General features: G+C 60.0%; 14 protein-coding genes. 2 read left to right on the top strand and 12 right to left on the bottom strand.

Annotated features, from left to right (window positions below; all coding sequences use genetic code 11):
- Positions 1-561 precede the first annotated feature (561 nt).
- The 12 genes from Q0M35_RS11820 to Q0M35_RS11765 all read right to left on the bottom strand — a co-directional run bounded on the left by Q0M35_RS11820 (position 562) and on the right by Q0M35_RS11765 (position 14,224).
- Entirely contained in the window at positions 562-2,886 is a 2,325-nt protein-coding gene (locus Q0M35_RS11820) for a DUF3772 domain-containing protein (RefSeq protein ID WP_295315460.1), read from the bottom strand.
- Entirely contained in the window at positions 2,883-3,911 is a 1,029-nt protein-coding gene (locus Q0M35_RS11815) for a cysteine synthase A (RefSeq protein WP_295315458.1), read from the bottom strand. The genes Q0M35_RS11820 and Q0M35_RS11815 overlap by 4 nt, the downstream gene beginning before the upstream one ends.
- A gap of 99 nt (positions 3,912-4,010) precedes the next feature.
- Entirely contained in the window at positions 4,011-5,132 is a 1,122-nt protein-coding gene (locus Q0M35_RS11810) for an NUDIX domain-containing protein (protein WP_295315456.1), read from the bottom strand.
- A 10-nt stretch (positions 5,133-5,142) separates the two neighbouring features.
- Positions 5,143-5,583, bottom strand: a complete 441-nt coding sequence (locus Q0M35_RS11805; protein ID WP_295315454.1) for a TrgA family protein — start codon at positions 5,581-5,583, stop codon at positions 5,143-5,145.
- Positions 5,584-5,712: 129 nt separating this feature from the next.
- The gene (locus tag Q0M35_RS11800) at positions 5,713-6,921 is read right to left on the bottom strand and encodes a cyclopropane-fatty-acyl-phospholipid synthase family protein (protein WP_295315452.1); all 1,209 of its coding nucleotides are present in this window, start codon (positions 6,919-6,921) and stop codon (positions 5,713-5,715) included.
- Positions 6,922-6,991: 70 nt separating this feature from the next.
- Positions 6,992-8,410 (bottom strand): deoxyribodipyrimidine photo-lyase, encoded by a 1,419-nt coding sequence (locus tag Q0M35_RS11795; protein WP_295315450.1) that lies wholly within the window; start codon positions 8,408-8,410, stop codon positions 6,992-6,994.
- Positions 8,411-8,479: 69 nt separating this feature from the next.
- Positions 8,480-9,703: an aminotransferase class V-fold PLP-dependent enzyme gene (locus tag Q0M35_RS11790; protein ID WP_295315448.1), complete on the bottom strand. Its 1,224-nt coding sequence runs from the start codon at positions 9,701-9,703 to the stop codon at positions 8,480-8,482.
- Positions 9,704-10,038: 335 nt separating this feature from the next.
- A complete protein-coding gene (acuI, locus tag Q0M35_RS11785) occupies positions 10,039-11,031 on the bottom strand; it encodes an acryloyl-CoA reductase (RefSeq protein WP_295315463.1) in 993 nt (330 codons plus the stop codon).
- 82 nt (positions 11,032-11,113) lie between these two features.
- A complete protein-coding gene (locus Q0M35_RS11780; protein ID WP_295315446.1) occupies positions 11,114-12,217 on the bottom strand; it encodes a dimethylsulfoniopropionate demethylase in 1,104 nt (367 codons plus the stop codon).
- Between the two features lies 1 nt (position 12,218).
- Complete coding sequence (locus Q0M35_RS11775) at positions 12,219-12,728, bottom strand: DinB family protein (protein ID WP_295315444.1); 510 nt, start codon at positions 12,726-12,728, stop codon at positions 12,219-12,221.
- On the bottom strand, positions 12,725-13,432 hold the full coding sequence (locus Q0M35_RS11770) for a DUF1326 domain-containing protein (protein ID WP_295315442.1): 708 nt from the start codon (positions 13,430-13,432) through the stop codon (positions 12,725-12,727). Before Q0M35_RS11770 ends, Q0M35_RS11775 begins: the two co-directional genes overlap by 4 nt.
- 3 nt (positions 13,433-13,435) lie before the next feature.
- A complete protein-coding gene (locus tag Q0M35_RS11765; protein ID WP_295315440.1) occupies positions 13,436-14,224 on the bottom strand; it encodes a DUF2182 domain-containing protein in 789 nt (262 codons plus the stop codon).
- A gap of 73 nt (positions 14,225-14,297) precedes the next feature.
- On the opposite strand from Q0M35_RS11765, the gene Q0M35_RS11760 reads away from it, so the two are divergent.
- Together Q0M35_RS11760 and Q0M35_RS11755 are read left to right on the top strand one after the other, a co-directional pair.
- Positions 14,298-15,032, top strand: a complete 735-nt coding sequence (locus tag Q0M35_RS11760) for an FCD domain-containing protein (RefSeq protein WP_295315438.1) — start codon at positions 14,298-14,300, stop codon at positions 15,030-15,032.
- A gap of 107 nt (positions 15,033-15,139) precedes the next feature.
- Entirely contained in the window at positions 15,140-15,790 is a 651-nt protein-coding gene (locus tag Q0M35_RS11755) for a hypothetical protein (RefSeq protein ID WP_295315436.1), read from the top strand.
- Positions 15,791-16,058: the final 268 nt, after the last annotated feature.

The raw sequence follows: 16,058 nt of genomic DNA, 5'->3' as shown, positions 1-16,058 counted from the left end.
GTCCGGATCAGATAGATGGTGCCCGCCACGCGCGACGGTTGCACATACAATGTTTTAATGAGCCTTGTTTTGCATCAGCTTCCGCTTGCGCGATCCACATTTCTGAGGCAAACGCGTCCGTCGCGATCATCGCGTCTGGTGTCTCAGCAACAGCTTCCATGCAGCCTGACGGGTCTGCCATGTCGAAATCGAGCCAGCCCTGGCTGGCGCTGACCGCGACCGCTTTTGACGGCGGACGCGATGGGCACCGACCACAAATGCAGTTCTGCGTGAATGAGCGGACCGCCGGTCATCGTCCGACACCACGTGAACAGGTATCCCGACGGACCGCATCGCCGAAGCTTCGTCACCAAAAGGCACACCCCTGTCCCCGTCACCTGATAAGCAGCTGACAGTCTTTGCTGACCCACCGGCCCGGGGACATCCGCGTGGCGCCTCCCGTTACGCGCCACCGACCGGATCAAAAGAACGCGGTGTCAGGCACGATACTTCGCTCGCGATGATGCGCCGGATCCACGGCAGCGGCTTTTTTCTGACGGGGGCGGTCATGGACGAGCCCGCTCATGCCTTGTCGTCTTTTGGCGCTGTGAGCGTCTCGGGGTTGCGCAGCCAGACATCGCGCTGCGCGAACGGGATCTCGATGCCTTCTTCGGCAAACCGTTTCGCAATGGCATGATTGATATCGGTCCGGATGTTCAGGATCCAGTTCACATCCCTCAGGATCACTCGGATCTCAAAATCCAGACTGTCCGCACCAAAGCCGCTGAAGACAATATTCGGCGCCGGATTGGTCAGCACCATCGGCTGATCCTCGGCAATTTCACGCAGGATTTTTTCGACGCGCTTTGTGTCCGTGCCATAGGCCACGCCAACTTTGACGATCAGCCGGCCAACGGTATTACCGCGGGTATAATTGGTAACCGTCCCCGAGATCAGATCGGAGTTGGGCACGATCACATCGGTTCGGTCGAAGGTTTCGATCCGCGTGGAGCGCACCGAGATATCTTTGACGTATCCCATCTGTCCGCCGACCTCGATCCAGTCCCCTTCCGAAATCGGACGCTCGATCAGCAGAATGATACCCGATACGAAATTCGACACGATCGTCTGCAGGCCGAACCCGATTCCAACCGACAGCGCACCTGCAACAATCGCCAGACCTGAAAGGTCAATGCCCGCGCCGGTGATGGCCACGAGCCCCGCGAGGAAAATCCCCAGATAACCAACACCGGAGATCACCGCATTCTGACCGCCGATATCCATGCGCGTTTTGGGCAGTACGCTCTGACGCAGTGTGCTCTGGATGAGCCGGGTAATCGTATAACCGATGGCAAAAATGATCGCGAACATCAGGAAGTCGGACGGCGAAATACGTGTCCCGCCGATGTCGAATCCGCGCATGAAGATGGTCCAGAGTTCGGCCAGTTCGGCGACCCGGGCCCCCCAGACAAGCGCCAGCAACGGCAGCGAGGCCAGCAGCAGCACAAAGCCTGCGAAAATGGCTACAAGACCGTCACGCGCCTCTGTCCCCTGACCCGAGATAAGCCCGTAAAGGTCAGACAGAAACCGCTGCAACGCCATGACGAGACCAAGAACGAGAAAACTCATCACGGTGGGATAAAGCAGCGCATTGCCTGCTTCTGAATAGCCCGCGGCGGCCATCACCGGTGCCGTCACAGATACAATAACCGCGAGCGTTCCCGCCGCACGCACCACGCGCGCCAGACCGCTGCCGCGCACCGGCTCGTCGGTGTTGGTTTCGCCCTCGACTTCAAAGGCCCGCAGCATCAGTCCCATGATGAAAAGGGTCGCGCCCATCAGCAGTACAATCGGAAAGGCCATGACGGCGACCGACGCCGAAGAAACATGCTCCAGCCCGAAAACCAGATCAACCACACCGCGCGATACGAAAAGCACCGAGATGATCAGCATGTAAAACCGGGCCCGTGACCGGTTTTCCGCCGACAGCGCAATCAGCGCCTCTTCTTCATCCCGCGAAAAAAGCCGCTCGGCAAGCCAGCGAAATCCCAGCAGGAATCCGCCCCAGACAGGCAGAAACTCAAAAATCTGATCTATGCGGCTGCCCAGCAACCCGGTCTGGCGGAACGCATAAGTCAGCAGCAGCACCCCGGTCAGCGGCAGAAAGATCCGGAAGAGCGAGACCAGAAACCGCCAGACCCCGGTGCCCCGTCCGCCCCAGCGGCGCATGTAGGACAGCGCCATGCCCGCCCAGGCACGCCCGCGTATGATCAGCATCAGCGCCACCGCCGTCATCAGCAGCACAAGTGGCAGCTGTTCGCGCAAACTCTGGCGGCGCACCGGATCACGCACCGAGGCAATCTCGTCGTTCAGATCACGCACCACGCGCCCCATCTCCGAGAGCGCGGTCGGCCAGTGCAGCGGGTTAAGCGGGCTCGGTCCCAGCGACAACAACCGGCGGGTTTCGCGTTCGCGGATAATTATATCGATCTCGCGGATGAGCCCGTCTGAGCGGGTAAAGGCCTCTTCGGCCACGCGCAGCGGCGCCTCCAGCGCCTGCAGCTGGGATTTCAGTTCGTCTCGTCGCGTTGCAATATCTTCGGCTTCTGGCCGGTCTTCCGGCTCCGGTCCGAGTGCTGAGATCTGTTGCTCCAGCGTTGCGATCCGTGCGTCGTTTTCCAGGCGTCGCGACGAAAATTCTGCACGAAAAGCCGCAACCCGCCGGCGCAGATCTTCCAGTTCGTCAATACTTCCCTCGCCGGATGCCAGCCTCTCTTCAGCCTCGGACGCCATGGAATCCCAGAACGGGTAAACCGTGTCGTCACTGGTCAGCCGGCTCTGTGCTGCAGCCGTCCCGGCCAGCGCAAGGAGCACACATGCCGCGAGAATACGCAGAAAAGCTGTCATACGTCTTCAAATACGCCGGGGATGCCGGCCGGCGCCCGGTCCATCCAGTCAGGTACCGGCAGCCCCTTGCCGGAGAGAAACTCAGGGTTGAAGAGCTTTGACTGATATCGCGTGCCGAAATCGCACAGTATGGTCACGATGGTGTGGCCGGGCCCGAGGTCGCGGGCAAGCCGCATCGCGCCTGCCACGTTGATGCCGGATGAACCACCAAGGCAAAGCCCCTCGTTCTGCAAAAGATCAAACACGACCGGCAAGGCCTCTGCATCCGGAATTTTATAGCAAAAATCAGGTGTGAAACCTTCCAGATTGGCGGTGATACGCCCCTGCCCGATACCTTCGGTGATAGAATTACCGCCGGCTTCCTCACCGGTGTACAGCTTATAGAGACCAGATCCTTCGGGATCGGCGAGACCCATCTTTACGCCACGTGACTGCAGCGCTTCACTCACACCTGCCAGCGTGCCTCCGGAACCCACCGCGCAAATGAAACCGTCCACTTTGCCGCTGGTCTGCTCCCAGATTTCCGGCCCGGTCGTTTCGACATGAGCCTGGCGGTTTGCCACATTGTCGAACTGGTTGGCCCAGATCGCACCGTTCGGATCAGACTGCGCCAGCCGTTCAGCAAGACGCCCGGAATATTTGACATAATTATTGGGATTGGCATAGGGCACGGCGGGCACCTGGATGAGCTCAGCACCCGCGATGCGCAGCATATCCTTTTTCTCCTGGCTCTGCGTTTCGGGGATTACGATTACAGTCCGGAACCCCATCGAAGCCCCGACGAGCGCCAGACCGATACCCGTGTTGCCGGCCGTACCTTCCACGATCGTGCCGCCAGGGCGCAGCAGACCTTTTGCCATGGCATCGCGGATGATGAAAAGCGCAGCACGGTCCTTGACCGACTGGCCGGGATTCATGAATTCCGCCTTACCCAGGATCTCACAGCCGGTGGCTTCGCTGGCCTCTCTCAGCCGGATCAGCGGTGTGTTTCCGATCGCCTGCGCGAGATCTTTTGCGACGTGCATGCCTGTGCCCCCTGTGGATGTGCCCCCGATACCTAGCCCTGCCACTCTCCGACCTCAAGTCAAAGAGGATCAGAGTTTACCGCGCCCGGGCGGTTTATCTCAGGCGGTAATACCGGCCTTGCGGCGCAGCCGGTCACGGTGGCGTGCAAGCCAGTATGCGGCCATGACAAGCGGGGCATTGGCCGCCCGCTGCGCATCGCACAACGTCATCAGCGCGTCAAAGGACAGAAGATGCGAGCGGATATCCTCGTGTTCAGCCTCAAGCCCGCCGGTTCCGGTTGCACGGTCAGGCAGATCGGCAAACCCGAGATAAATATAATAAAATTCCGACGAATTCCCCGGCGAGCAGTATGTTTCGGCAATCGGCCACATCTCACCGATCTCCAGACCTGCCTCTTCGTGCGCTTCGCGACGAGCTGCATCCTGGGGAGCCTCACCAGGATCAAGCCTGCCGGCCACAGGTTCAAACTGCCACAGGCTTCGGTCGCCGCGCGCCAGCGGCCCCATACGGATCTGCTCCACCACAAGCACCCTGTCACGCACCGGGTCATAGGGCAGCACGAGGGCCGCATCCGGTGCGCGAAAAACAGCCCGCAGCACTTCCTGAGACATGGTACCGTCGAAACGCTCGTGTCGCAGCATGTATTCATCTACGGCAAAATAGCTTGCATAGGGCCGCTGGTGCTGTGTCACCGTGACCGTGCCGTGCAGAGTGCCGGCACCATGGCGGCTTTTTCCGGCATTAACCGATGACCAGGCACGGGCACGGATCATCGGAAACATCCGGCCTGTTTCCCCGGGAGTTTTGCGCCCGACGTATTCCATAACCTCACGCGCGGCGCGCAGGCTGATCTCACTCTCGTCACGGATCCAGTCATCAAGCGACCAGGGGCCGCGCAGTGTCCATCTGTCGCGCGCCGGCAGATAGACGTCAACCTCGCGGCCGTCGTCCAGCACCGCCCCTTCGCGCGCATAATCAAATGCTTTTTCGTAAAAATCGAGACGCGCCTTGTCCGCCGCCGTGAGCCCGCCGATTGTCATGCCATCGGCAAAGCTGTCGGGGTGGCTTTCTATGCCCGGAAAGTTGCCCCCGGCAACGCCGCTTACCCGGTATCCCGCAAGGCGTGCGGGGGTCAGTTTCAGATGCGCCGCATCTCCGACAACAGCCTCCAGCAAAGGCGGATATATCAGTGTTCCGAAAACAAAAAGTGGCCGCCCCATGCCCCGTCAGCTACCGCCAGGTGCGCCAGGCGAATTCTGTCAGAAGTCCGGCAAAGATGCCGCCGACCACGAGGCTGGTGATTACTTTGGTGTCCATGATCACAAGCGCATATTCAGCCATGAACTCGAAAATCGCCCCGAGTGCGGTGAACGCCCCGTTGTACCAGTTGTCCATCGCACGATCGAACATCTGCGCACAGGAATAGATGAAGAGGCCCCACAGGGTCAGCATCATCGCGCCCCCGAGGCCGTTGTTTACCGCAGCCGTTACACCGCGACCTGCGCGCTTGCCCATCACGACCCAGCCGGTAACAACACCCAGAACGGCATTGTAGAAGGCAAAATTGCCAAAAGCCACGCTTTCAGGGAAAAGCGGAATAATCTGAAACGACACGATAAAGGCCAGCAGACCAATCAGCGCGGCGGCAACAAGTTTAGCGGCGTCGGGCATCTCATTTCCCTTTCACGAGCATTAGACCGGACCCGGGTTAAATCCGGTTTAACGGCCTGTCACCCGCCTGTCTATTTTCAACTCCGGGCGCAAAAAGGGATAATTTGCGGCAATTTCAGGGTGTTTTTCTCAGCCTGGCCGTTTCACCGTGATCTGCGTGACATCACAGTTGGTGCTGTCAAAGGTCGCAGCACAGGAAGTGAGATAGAAGTTCCACATCCGCCGGAACCGGTCGTCAAAACCCATGCCGCTGATCTGGTCCCATTTCTCATTGAATGTCTCATGCCAGCGCCGCAGCGTGATCGAATAGCTGTGACCGAACTCCACTGAACGTTCCACGCCCAGACCGGCGCGATGGATCTGGGTCTTTAATGCTCCCGGACTGGGCAACATGCCACCTGGGAAAATATACTTCTGAATAAAATCAACGCCGCGCTTATACACCTGCCAGCGCCGGTCAGCGACGGTAATGATCTGCAGGGTGGCAGTTTTACCAGGCTTCAGCCGGTCGCGCAGTGTCTCGAAATAGACCGGCCAGTATTTCTCTCCGACCGCTTCGAACATTTCAATTGAGGCCACACCATCATAGGTTCCGCGCTCATCGCGGTAATCCTGCAGCTTGAAATTTACCAGATCAGAAAGTCCTGCTTTTTCAATACGCTCCCGCGCGTACTTAAACTGTTCTTCACTGATCGTCAGCCCTGTGACCTTCAAACCCCGCTCGCGCGCGGCATATTCGGCGAACCCGCCCCATCCGCAACCGATCTCAAGAATATGATCGCCGGGCTGCGCGCCCATTTCGTCCACGAGAGATTTGTATTTGGCGATCTGCGCGTTTTCGGTGCTTTCCTGACCGGTCCGGAACAGCGCCGAAGAATAGGTCATCGTGTCGTCCAGCCAGAGCCGGTAAAACTCATTTCCGAGATCGTAGTGGTAGCTGATGTTCTTGCGCGCCTGGCCTTTGTGATTGCGCTGCAGCCAGAACCGCAGCTTTTCATAGTTCCGCACCAGCGCCATGCCGGGAAAGCCGTCATAGACGCCCTCGTTATCCGCATGTACCAGATCCATAAAGGCCTGCAGATCGGGGGTGGACCACCAGGCATCCAGATAAGCGTCGCAGAAACCGAGATCACCTTCCCGGATCAGCCGGGCAAAGAGCTCATCATTGTGGATCTCCATCTCTGCGACCGGACCGGGGCTGTGTCCTTCCGCCCGGAATACGCGGCCATCGGGCAGAACAAAATCGATCCTGCCGTTATTCATCTCCTGAGCCATCGCAAAGACCCTTGAGAAATAGCGCGGAAGATCGCTCTGGCCGTCAGTGGAGGTGTGGATCATGAGTATTGTTCTCGTTTTACAGGGGCGTGCATCTGATGATGACAGGTACGATAGCGCGGGAGCAGAAGTTTCAGAAGCCCCTGTTTTCATAAGCAGAAAGCGCTTTTTTACGACCCTCGTCCACAGGCACAACCGGAGCGGGATATTCATCATCAGGGGCCATGTGCCATCCGCGTGGGATCGCATCAAAGTACGACAGCGCCTCTTCTGAAGGCTTGCTGCGGCCTTCAGCAATCCAGCGCCCGGCATATGCGCGGTTCTTGTCGAATTTATCGAGCTGGGTGACCGGATTGAAGACCCGGAAATATGGTGTCGCATCAGGACCGGAACCTGCCGCCCACTGCCAGCCCATCGCGTTGCTCGCGGGGTCCCAGTCGATCAGGCAGTCTTCGAACCACGCCTGCCCGACCTTCCAGTGGGTCATCAGATGTTTGGTCAGGTAGCTGGCGACAATCATGCGCCCCCGGTTGTGCATCCGGCCGGTAACATACATCTCGCGCATCGCAGCATCTACAAACTGAACGCCCGTGCGTCCCTGTTTCCAGGCCTTGATCTCACTGAGCCGTTCGTCGGTTTTCCAGGGAAAGGCATCCCAGTCCTCTTTCCAGTTCCCGTCAAGGATACGCGGCGTGTGGTGCATCAGATGATAGGCGAACTCGCGCCACACCAGTTCCCTGAGGAATGTCTCCGCACCCTTTTTGCCTTCCTCGCGCGCCCGTTGCCCGGCATGCCAGCACTGATGCGGGCTGATCTCGCCAAGTGACAGGTTCTCAGAGAGCCCCGAGGTGCCATCGGTGCCCGGCAGATCTCGTGTCTTGTCATAAGTCTCAACGATGCCGGAGATGAAGCCACCGAGGCGGGCCTGCGCCGCCTGCTCTCCGAGCCGCACATAAGGCCGCACCACATCGGCGCCACGTTGCATTGCAGCGCCCGTATTCCAGTCAGCAAGCGCATCGCTGTCAGGCCACGCCCCGGGCGCCTGCAACGCCTCGGGCGCGCTCAGAGGGGCCGCCACATCTCGGCTCTTCACCATGTTCCAGAAGGGGGTGTAGACCTTGTAATAGCCGCCTGTTTTTGTTTCGACCGTCCATGGCTCGAACATCAGATGACCGCCAAAAGACCGCGCGTCGATGCCGTCATCCTTCAGTGCAGATTTTATTTCACTGTCGCGCGCCACTGCCCTCGGATCATAAAGGCGCGTCCAGAATACCGCCTCCGCACCTGTTTCCGAAATCAGACGTCGCAACGCGTCCGCCGCATTGCCCCGGCGCAGGATCAGCCGGCTGCCCTTCTCATTAAGACTTTGCGCGAAATGGTCCAGTCCCAGACCGAGCCGCCATTTCGGAGCAGCACCCAGAGCCGAGACCTGATCGTCATAAATAAATACCGGTATGACCGGTCGACCGCTCTCAGCCGCCGCACTCAGCGCAGGATGATCGCTCAGCCGCAGATCACGGCGGAACCAGACGAGGACGGGGGATTTACTCAAGTGGACCAGCCTTTTTGCGGTGTGTTAAAGTGTACGAGGGCAGATAGTCCCCGGATCACACGTGCCCACCTATAACACTGCGTCAAGTGCTCCGATCAGCTGATCAATCTCGGCTTTGCTGGTGTAGTGGGTGAAGCTCAGACGCAGCACACCCTTTTCGGGATCCACTCCCATGGCATTCAGCGGCCGTCCGGCGTAGAAATCGCCACCCCCCGCCATCACTCCGTGTTTCGCAAGCTTTGCGGCCGCGTCTTCGGCATTCGTATTGAGCGCAAGAGCGACTGTGGGTGCCCTGTTTTCTGCATCCGCCGGACCGATCAGGCGCACCGAATTGCGCCCGTTGACAGCATCGAGCAAGGGCGCCAGCAGCTTCTGCTCATGCGCGCGCATCAGGTCGTGCACTGCCTGACCGCGCGCGGCGGGTGCCGCCTCATGAGAGAAATGATGCGCATAAAGCGTATCCACATAATCGGCCATGCCCGCACAGGCCGCGACCTGAGCATGGTCGGGACCTGCGGGTGTGAACCGCTTTTCCAGGGCGCCCGCATTGAAATGGTGCCCCTGGTTCGGCAACAGATTGCCCAGCGCCCGCCGGATCACCATCAGCCCCTGGTGCGGTCCATAAGTCTTATACGCCGAAAACAGATATATATCAGGGCCCAGCGCCCCCACATCCGGGAAACCGTGCGGCGCATAAGATACGCCATCAACACAGGTAAAAGCCCCGGCAGCATGGGCGAGTGCCGTGATTTCGGTGACCGCGTTGATCTCGCCCACAACATTTGAGCAATGCGGAAAACACACCAGCCGCACTTTTTCATCGAGAATGGTTTCAAGATCGTCCGGATCGAGATGACCTGTCTCCGGACTGATCTTCCACTCCCGGATTTCGATGCCGCGCTCAGCAAGGCGCCGCCACGGGCCGGAATTGGCTTCATGGTCCTGATTGGTCACGACGATCGCTTCGCCGGGCTCCATCATACCGGCAAAGGCCTGCGCCAGCACGTAAGTGTTCTGCGTGGTTGAGGGGCCAAAACTCAGCTCATCACCATCAACCCCCAGAATTGCGGCCATCCTGGCGCGCGCCTCATCCATCTCCTCCCCGCCCAGCCGGCTTGCGGTATAAGGCGCATAGGGCTGCACTTTGCGTTCGGTGTAAAAGCGCGTGAGCCTGTCGATCACCGCACCACAGGGATATGACCCGCCTGCATTTTCGAAAAATGCCTGTCCCTGGAGGTCCGGCACGGCGAAGGCGGGAAACTGTGCCCGCACGAAATCTGTATCAAGTATCATGAGCGCATGGTTTTACCGACCAGCCCCGGCAGTCAAGACATCAATCACGCTTCCAGCACTCGGAGGCCGGGTCACATCCTGTGTCGTGGTTCTGACTGCCACGTGGCAGCCTCCGCTTGCAACGCTTTCACTCCGGACGTGTGGCCATGTGTTGAACTCCGCGCCGCGCGTTCCCTGAAGGCCACCAGAGTTGTGACCACAGAATTCCACCGGAAACCTGCTCTGGCCGTGATGTATGGCATCACAAACTTCACAGGTCATCCCGGTACGGTATTGCAGACACGGAAAAAGGACGCCGGTCTGTGGCGCCCTCCTTCACGCCACAGACCCATATCTCAGCCGTTCACGTCAACGACCACGCGGCCTTTTACCTGACCTTTCAGAATATCGGCACCGAGCCGGGGCAGATCATCCAGCGTCGCCGGCTGCACCATGCTCTCGAGTTTATCCATCGGCAGATCAGAAGCGATACGCTTCCAGGCGCGCAGCCGGTTTTCATAGGGCTGCATCACGGAATCAATGCCCAGCAGGTTCACACCCCGCAGCAGAAACGGAATAACCGTCGCAGGCAGCCCTGCGCCCCCGGCGAGACCTACAGCCGAGACCGAAGCACCGTACTTCATCTGCCCCAGTACTCGCGCCAGCATCGCGCCACCGACGGCATCGATACAGCCTGCCCAGGTCTCGGCCTCCAGCGGGCGTTTCACCGTCTCATTGATCTCTTCGCGCGCGACAATCTGCGTGGCCCCGAGCGAAGTCAGATATCCGGACGTCTCAGGCCGCCCTGTCACACCCGCAACCTCATGTCCCAGGGCTGCCAGAATGGCCACAGCCACCGAGCCCACACCGCCCGCAGCACCGGTCACGAGGACCGGGCCATCGCCCGTCTTCAATCCGTGATCTTCCAGCGCCATCACCGCCAGCATGGACGTGAACCCCGCCGTACCCACAGCCATCGCCTGCCGGGTATCGAGCCCCTCAGGCAGCGGCACCAGCCAGTCCGCCTTCACCCGTGCTTTCTGGGAATAACCACCCCAGTGCGCCTCGCCCACGCGCCAGCCGGTAAGCACGACCTTGTCGCCGGGCTTATAACGATCGTCGTCCGAGGACTCGACGGTGCCGGCAAAATCGATACCCGGCACATGCGGATAATTGCGCACCAGCCCACCACCCGGCCCGATGCAAAGTCCGTCTTTGTAATTCACAGTGGAGTATTCAACCGCGACCGTCACATCACCATCCGGCAAGCGGTCGGCGGAAATTTCTTCTACAGCCGCGGACGTCCTGCCGCTCTCTTCATCCTTGCTGACAACAAGTGCCCTGAACATCATATCTCCGATCCGGGGCCCCGCCCCTGTTTTCTCTGGCTTCAAAATATCCTCCCCGAAGGGCCGCTCTGCTGTTCGTCCCTCAGGCCCAGAACCCCGGGCGGACCACAGCTTCGCGCATCCCGTCCTGGGTCTCAACCTCGAGCACGGTTCCGCTGTTCCAATGCGTCATGCGCACCATTCCAATGGCCACATTGGTGTGGTGATCCGGGCTCCAGGCGGCCGACGTGATCTGCCCCACTTTCTGACCGCCGCCATATAGAGGCCAGGCCCGGTCACAGGACGGCACCCTGTCGCCTTCTATCGTCATCGCGCGGATCTGCTGCAGCGGACCCTCCTTGGCAACCCTCAGAAGCGCATCACGCCCGATACAACCAATCGCCGTCTGCGTATCACAAAAGCGCCCGAGCCCGCACTCATGCGGCGTATTATCATCCGTCATATCATTGCCGTAGGAGAGCAACCCGCCCTCAATACGCTCAATGGCATTGGGACAGCCCGCCCGCACCTCCAGATCCTCGCCTGCTTTAAAAAGCGCGTCCCAGAGCGGCATGGCAATGTCCGCCCCTTCCACGTAAATCTCAAAACCGCCCTGTTTAGAATACCCGGACCGCGCAATAACAAATTCGCGGCCCTCAAACTCGAAAAGCCCGAACCGGAAAAACTTCACATCCCGTACCGAGGCGCCGAAAACCCGCGCCATCAGATCATCGGCTTTGGGTCCCTGAACAGCCAGCGGGCTGACGTCAGGCTCATCGACGAGCACATCCAGGCGGTAGCCATTGGCGATCCCTTTGACCCAGAGCAACAGATCACTGTCGGCGATCGAAATCCACCACCGGTCCTCGGCAAGCTTTACCGCCACCGGATCGTTCAGCATGCCGCCCGTTTCATCCACGATCGGCACATAAAAACACCGCCCCGGCAGCATGCCGCGCAGATCGCGGGGCGTCAGCATCTGCATCAGCCTTGCAGCATCCGGCCCGCGCAGCTCGACCTGCCGTTCCACCGATACATCCCAGACCTGCACGTGGTTCTTAAGGTGGTGATAATCCGCCTCGATACTCTCAAAGACCGTCGGCAGCAGCATCCGGTTATAAACCGTGTAGGCTTTGACCCCGGCGGCCTCGACACCGTCGGAAAAAGGTGTCCGCCGCAGGCGCCGCGAAGGAGATATGACTGCCATCTCAAATATCCTCAGGCAAGTAAAAGAGATCACTGACCGGGGCTTTTATCCCCATACCGGTAATCATCGCGTGGATCTGCCCCCGGTGGTGCGTCTGGTGATTGAAGAAATGCACAATTGCCTTTGCTACCGGACAGGTAACCTCACGGCCCATCGCACCGGAATACCAGGTGATATCCCCTTTCAGACAGACGCGCCGCACCCCGTCCGCCCAGAAGCGGATCTTGCCATCCATCCGGAACCGGTCCGCAGCCCAGGCACCCGCCGTCGGATGCATTCCTGTGCTTTCCGGGATGCCGGCTGCGAGCGGCATTACCGACGGATCAAACCGGCTCATCCAGAGCGTATCGCCCCAGAGCAGATGATTGGCCGTGCTCAGCAGTCCGCCGAAATACGCTCCCCGGTCCAGGGTGAGGTCCTCGAGGGTCATGTCCTGAAGGAGCGGCATCAGCTGGCTGTTCTGCCAGCTGTTGTACCGCGCCATCATGCGCACATAACCCGGGTCGATCACGGGTTCGGGCCTTTCCAGTCAATCGCGCAGATCTCTGCCGATTTGCCGCCGAAGTCCCAGATCCGCCCGTAATCGCGCACTTTGCTTTTGAGGCCGCGCGCGGCCACAATATCCGGTCCCATCCAGTATTTCGAATTGGTGATCATCACGGGCTCATCGCGGCTGGCGCCTGTGATTGCCTCGATCTCGCCTTCGATCTTGCGACCGATGGTAATGCGCCGGCGGTTACCGTCCCGCTCGATCTGGACCGGCGCGCGTTCGGCGCCGATAATCTCGCTGACCAGCATTGTGAAAAGCCCGGTGGTGCCGCCTGCGGCCCCGGAGAAAATCTGCAGGATACCGTTATAGGCTTTGCCAGACGCGCGCTCGTCCACATAGGCCGCGACCTTCCAGTTACCTTCGGCCATGCGCCCGGGGATCTCGACCATCAGCCCGATCCGGAGCCCGGAGAGATCCTCGCCCTCAAAATGACCCTCATCGATGATGATCGCCATCCAGGCTTTGCAGTCGCCTTCGGTGGGCGGGTGCTTGCCAAGGCTCACCACGCAGGGACAGAACACATCGCACGAGCAGTTCATGAACAGCTCGCCTTTGATCGCCCATTCCGTCGGGCTCATCTGCCGTCGGCCCGGGTTAGGCATCCGCTGATCAATGCGCTGGCTGATGCGCAGCCTGTCCGCATCCGGTTTGCGGTTTTTCGCCATATCCTATCCTTCCGTGAAAACTGACCAGAGCGGCAGGACAACCCCCGCCGCGATCAGCGCAAGCCCAAGAGGCCGCGTTACATAATGCCCCACCTGAGGCAGCTTTTCGATGACCATAAAGAGCGTCGCAAGGCCCATCCAGGCAAGGTTCATCACCCCGCCGACAAACCCCAGCGCCATAAATCCCCAGCAGCATCCGACGCAAAACGCCCCGAGCCCAAGCCCCATGCGCACCCCGCCGGCACCGCCCGTGCGCCAGTGCCCCAGAAAATAATGAGTTGGCGCGTGACAGACCCCATGGCAGATCTCTTTGGTGCGCGTGAACTGAAACGCGCCGACGACAACCAGCAGGCCGCCTGCTGTCAGAGGCGAGTGAGCGATGCCCAGCATATCGATCAGACCACCGTAAAGCAGTGCCATCTGTGCTCCGGCAATCACGGCGGCAAAGGCCACCCAGACGGCGAAATAGCCCGCGAGCACACCCAGCCAACCGGCCCGGCTGCCATTGGCACTCACAATGAGATCCTCATAGGCGCGCAGCGTCGGCACCAGCGTCGGCAACATCATCGCGGCCATCATCACCGCCCACATCGCAAACAGCGGGCCGAACTGTGCCATGGGCATGTTCATCGGCATGCGCGGATCCATCGCGGCCATGCGTGCGCCCGCCTCGCCGGGGCGGCCCAGCAGATCAAGATCCATGCCCGTGCTCATCACATACATCGTCCACCACGCGGCCAGAACGGTCGCGAAAAATCCGAGCCAGAGCGATGTCCGGATGATCCCCTGCATGGGCAAGTCCCCTTTGTCTTGCTTTCCAAATGCCAGACAATTAGAAACCGGGCAAACATTAATTGTCAGACATATGAAAATTGACCCCGGCAAACCCGACGACCTGTCCGCTCAGATTGCGGGTGCCATCCGCGATGCAATCGTTGCGGGCACGCTTATCGTCGATGAGCGTTTGCCGTCTGAAGCAGAGCTTGCCGAGCAGTTCGATGTGTCGCGATCAACGGTGCGTGAAGCTCTGAAGCGTCTGGCCGCGCAATCGCTGATCCGCACGCAGCGCGGCGCGACTGGCGGGGCTTTCGTGAACCGGCTGAGCTTTGAGCAGGCCTGCTCGCAGCAGATCACGACCTCGACCCTGCTTTTGAGCATGAACGCTGTGAGCTTCGGGACCGCCTGCGAGGCGCGCTATGCGCTGGAACGCGCCTGTGCGCCGCTGTCGGCGGCACGCCGCACGGCGGATCATCTCGCGACAATGCGCGGTGAAATTCATCGCCAGAGCCAGCCGGAGCTGTCCGACGAGGCCTTTTGCGCCTCAGATGTTGCCTTTCACCGGGCGCTTGTCGACGGCGCCGGCAATCCGGTCCTCAGCTATCAACTGGCCGGTGCTGTCGAGGCGATGCAGCCGCTGATGAATATGATCACCTTCACCGCACGTGACCGGGCGCGGATCATCGACCTGCACAGAGGCGTGGCAGATGCGCTTGAGGCAAGGGATGGCGCAGCGACACTCGCAGCACTCACCGCCCTTGAAACAGAGACCCAGGCGCTGGCGCATTCCGTCTTTGCCGCCCGGGCAAAAAAAAGACCCTGAACCGGCGCGCCGGAGCCCCATGACGAAAGAGATTACCCGACCCTGAAACTCCAGGGCGTTTTTGTCGTGGCTGCTGCAGGTTCATCTGTTTCAGGGAGTTACAAAACATGAAAAACATCTTCATCGCCACGCTGATCGCTACCACCTTCACCGCGGGCGGTCTGCAAGCCAGCACCATCAACGGTGCCGCCACCGGACTGGCAGCGCCAGAGGTCGCTCTGGGGTTTGACGAGGTGCGGCTGACACCCGGCCAGACGGTCACAGACCAGTTCGCAGGCTTCGGCGTGACGTTTTCGCCGGCCGTCAGCTATCGCAACGAGAACCTGCCGTCGAACCAGGGAGGATACAACAGCAGGTCAAATTTCTCCGATGGGGCATTGTTCAATTTCGGCTCCGTGGCGGGTAATTTCACATTTTTTGATCCGTTCTCGATCCTATTCGGCCCGGCGGTGACAGATGCGACGCTGGCCTTTGCCTCGAACAATGCAACCGTCACGTTCAGCTCACTGCTGGACGGAACACTCGTCGAGAGCTTTACAACCTCGGGTGGGCCCAATTCCGGCTTCTTCGGGTTCTCAGGCAGTCTCTTTGACGAAATCCTCATCGATGTCAGCAATGCAACCGCCGGCGGGCGCGGCGCATCCTTTGACAACCTGTCCTTCAATCCCGCGCCGGTCCCTCTGCCTGCCGGACTGCCGCTGATGGCCGCCGTACTGGCCGTATTCGGCGGGCTGAAATGGCGCCGCTCGCGGGTCTGACCCGGGCCGGATGCCGTGGCGCGGACAGTTGCCCACAAAAGTCCGTGGCCTGTCATACGCACGCCGGGGAAAGGTTTCTTACCTGTCTCCGGCTTGTTGGCACCAGATCGCCCGCAATAGCAGATCGTCGCTACATCCTCAGCGCTTTGCCTTAAAAGGAGTTTTGGGCTCTTCGGCAATATCATCGGGCGCTGCACCGCCGGGGCACGGGATCTGGCGCCGACAGGCACTGGCACGGGGCCGCACCGAATTGCGCGCCAGTCAAAAA

It is taken from the genome of Roseobacter sp. (assembly GCF_024639605.1).
GTDB lineage: Bacteria > Pseudomonadota > Alphaproteobacteria > Rhodobacterales > Rhodobacteraceae > Roseobacter.
The sequence above is the reverse complement of the archived record's forward strand: the minus strand, read 5'-3'. Positions and strand labels throughout refer to the sequence as shown.

What these genes read in the sequence shown, in the direction of transcription:
- Q0M35_RS11820 (WP_295315460.1), bottom strand. Translation starts at nt 2,886, where the DNA reads ATGACAGCTTTTCTGCGTATTCTCGCGGCATGTGTGCTCCTTGCGCTG.
- Q0M35_RS11805 (WP_295315454.1), bottom strand. Translation starts at nt 5,583, where the DNA reads ATGCCCGACGCCGCTAAACTTGTTGCCGCCGCGCTGATTGGTCTGCTG.
- Q0M35_RS11810 (WP_295315456.1), bottom strand. Translation starts at nt 5,132, where the DNA reads ATGGGGCGGCCACTTTTTGTTTTCGGAACACTGATATATCCGCCTTTG.
- Q0M35_RS11755 (WP_295315436.1), top strand. Translation starts at nt 15,140, where the DNA reads ATGAAAAACATCTTCATCGCCACGCTGATCGCTACCACCTTCACCGCG.
- Q0M35_RS11800 (WP_295315452.1), bottom strand. Translation starts at nt 6,921, where the DNA reads ATGATCCACACCTCCACTGACGGCCAGAGCGATCTTCCGCGCTATTTC.
- Q0M35_RS11790 (WP_295315448.1), bottom strand. Translation starts at nt 9,703, where the DNA reads ATGATACTTGATACAGATTTCGTGCGGGCACAGTTTCCCGCCTTCGCC.
- Q0M35_RS11765 (WP_295315440.1), bottom strand. Translation starts at nt 14,224, where the DNA reads ATGCAGGGGATCATCCGGACATCGCTCTGGCTCGGATTTTTCGCGACC.
- Q0M35_RS11815 (WP_295315458.1), bottom strand. Translation starts at nt 3,911, where the DNA reads ATGCACGTCGCAAAAGATCTCGCGCAGGCGATCGGAAACACACCGCTG.
- Q0M35_RS11780 (WP_295315446.1), bottom strand. Translation starts at nt 12,217, where the DNA reads ATGGCAGTCATATCTCCTTCGCGGCGCCTGCGGCGGACACCTTTTTCC.
- Q0M35_RS11770 (WP_295315442.1), bottom strand. Translation starts at nt 13,432, where the DNA reads ATGGCGAAAAACCGCAAACCGGATGCGGACAGGCTGCGCATCAGCCAG.
- acuI (WP_295315463.1), bottom strand. Translation starts at nt 11,031, where the DNA reads ATGTTCAGGGCACTTGTTGTCAGCAAGGATGAAGAGAGCGGCAGGACG.
- Q0M35_RS11760 (WP_295315438.1), top strand. Translation starts at nt 14,298, where the DNA reads ATGAAAATTGACCCCGGCAAACCCGACGACCTGTCCGCTCAGATTGCG.